Here is a 2,133-nt window from a genome sequence, read left to right as displayed (position 1 = left end):
ACACCACAAAGATCAACAATGTCGCAAGCGTCGAAAACGCCTCGCCAACCATTTTGCCCAACGCCAGAACCATCGCCCCGCCAAATATCGCGTGGGTAAAGCTGCCGTGGATGAACGGATAGGTCACAAACCGAAGCACATGTTCCATCGGCCAGCGGTTGTTCTCGATCATCCAATCAAACACATCGCCGGAAAACCCGTAACTCTGAACCGCCGCAATCCGCCAGCCAACCGCCTCCGGCCCGCCGACTAACCCCCGTGAACCCATTGAAAACGCAGCTTCAATTCCCATAATGACAAGAAATATCGCCACAATCAAAGGCGGCATCGGGTTGACGGGGCTTTCGTTAATTGGCGTGTTGTGGTCGTGATCCATCTGGCTCTCCTTGACGGCGCTTTGGTGCATGGGTAAGCCACCCACAACCATAAATCCAGACGGAGAAACATCATGACGGATGCGGTCCAAACGCACTCCCCCGACGCGCGCTTCACCCCCCGTGTCTTTTCAGGCATCCAACCCTCGGGTGATCTACACCTCGGTAATTACCTTGGCGCGCTCAAACGCTTTGTTGAAATGCAGGCGTCCGGCATCGAAACCGTCTATTGCATGGTCGATCTGCACGCGATTACCGTCTGGCAGGACCCAAAGACCCTTCGTCAAAAAACCCGCGAGGTCGCCGCTTCCTACATCGCCACTGGTGTTGATCCAAAGCGCTCAATCATTTTCAATCAAAGCCAAGTCATGCAGCATGCTGAACTGGCTTGGGTGTTCAATTGCGTTGCGCGTATTGGCTGGATGAACCGCATGACCCAGTTTAAAGACAAAGCGGGCAAGAATCGCGAAAATGCGTCTTTGGGTCTTTATGCCTATCCAAGCTTGATGGCCGCTGACATTTTGCTTTATCGCGGCACCCATGTGCCCGTGGGCGATGATCAAAAGCAGCATCTTGAACTCACCCGGGATATCGCGGGCAAATTCAACAATGATTTCAAAAGCGAGATCGTTGAAGAAGGTTTTGAAGATGGTGATTTCTTCCCCATTACCGAGCCACTGATTTCTGGCCCGGCCATGCGGATTATGTCTTTGCGTGATGGCACGAAAAAAATGTCAAAGTCTGACCCCTCTGAAATGGCGTGTATCGCTTTGATGGATGATGCAGACATGATCGCCAAAAAGCTCCGCAAAGCCAAAACAGATCCAGAGCCCTTGCCATCAGAAGTTGAGGGCCTAGAAGGGCGTCCAGAAGCCCGCAATCTGGTCGAAATTTATGCCGCTCTTTCTAACCAAACCAGCGAGCAAGTGCTGCAAGAGTTTGGTGGTCAAGGCTTTGGCGTGTTCAAACCTGCGTTGGCGGATTTGGCAGTTGATCACCTTGCCCCGATTTCAGCAGAGATTAGCCGCATGTTGGCAGAACCTGATGAAATTGATTCTATTTTGCGCGATGGTGCTGAACGGGCCGGTGAAATCGCCGAGGAAACCATGAAACACGTGCGCCAAATCGTTGGTTTTCTAAGCTAAACCTAAGCAAAAACTTGCAGCCCTTTTTCCATCTTGGCAAATGGGGCTGCAAATGGCAGCATGCGCGCTATGGAAAATGCGGCACGAATGGATCGACCCAAATACAATCGCAAGTTTTTGGCGGTTTTGGATGGCACTGACGAATGCGCAGTCGCGGTCACCTTTGCGGGTTGCCGCATGCGGCGCACCGGTGGGATCGTCAAGCTTTTGGTGGTGATTGAACCGGATCAGTTCCAACATTGGATTGGTGTTGAAAACGTCATGCGCGCCGAAGCTTTTGAAGAAGCCAACAGATGGCTTGATGATGCGGAAGCCCGAATCAAGGCATTGGGGGATATCCCGGTCGAGCGCGAAATTCGAGAAGGCCCGAAAGCGGATGAGCTTGAGGCAGCCATCGCCGAGGACAAAGACATCTCAATTTTGGTACTTGCCTCGTCCAAATCCACAGACGGTCCAGGGCCGTTGGTGAGCTCCATTGCAGCACGTGGCGCAAATGCTTTACCCATTCCCGTGGCAATCGTGCCCGGCTTCTTAACCGATGAGCAAATCGCAGAGTTGGCCTAACCCTATTTGCGCTACAACAAATTGTTTGCCCAATTGCTGAGCGCTCACAG

Annotated in this window: 3 protein-coding genes; 2 read left to right on the top strand and 1 reads right to left on the bottom strand. The window is 52.4% G+C overall.

Features of this window, described 5'->3' with window-relative positions:
* Positions 1-466: rhomboid family intramembrane serine protease (locus Q0231_RS05520; protein ID WP_299346088.1), on the bottom strand; the 466-nt coding region annotated here is incomplete at its 3' end.
* Here Q0231_RS05520 and trpS point away from each other — a divergent pair.
* Together trpS and Q0231_RS05510 are read left to right on the top strand one after the other, a co-directional pair.
* Positions 449-1,519, top strand: a complete 1,071-nt coding sequence (trpS, locus tag Q0231_RS05515) for a tryptophan--tRNA ligase (RefSeq protein WP_299346085.1) — start codon at positions 449-451, stop codon at positions 1,517-1,519. The genes Q0231_RS05520 and trpS overlap by 18 nt on opposite strands.
* Before the next feature lie 87 nt (positions 1,520-1,606).
* Positions 1,607-2,083, top strand: coding sequence for a universal stress protein (locus Q0231_RS05510; RefSeq protein WP_299346082.1), 477 nt, complete (start codon positions 1,607-1,609; stop codon positions 2,081-2,083).
* Positions 2,084-2,133: the final 50 nt, after the last annotated feature.

It is taken from the genome of uncultured Maritalea sp., assembly GCF_937139385.1.
Classification (GTDB): domain Bacteria; phylum Pseudomonadota; class Alphaproteobacteria; order Rhizobiales; family Devosiaceae; genus Maritalea; species Maritalea porphyrae_A.
Note: the sequence above shows the minus strand (reverse complement) of the source record. Positions and strands in the feature narration are given on the sequence as shown.

Excerpts from the sequence above, each read along its gene's own strand:
- trpS (WP_299346085.1), top strand. The coding sequence starts at position 449 with ATGACGGATGCGGTCCAAACGCACTCCCCCGACGCGCGCTTCACCCCC.
- Q0231_RS05510 (WP_299346082.1), top strand. The coding sequence starts at position 1,607 with ATGGATCGACCCAAATACAATCGCAAGTTTTTGGCGGTTTTGGATGGC.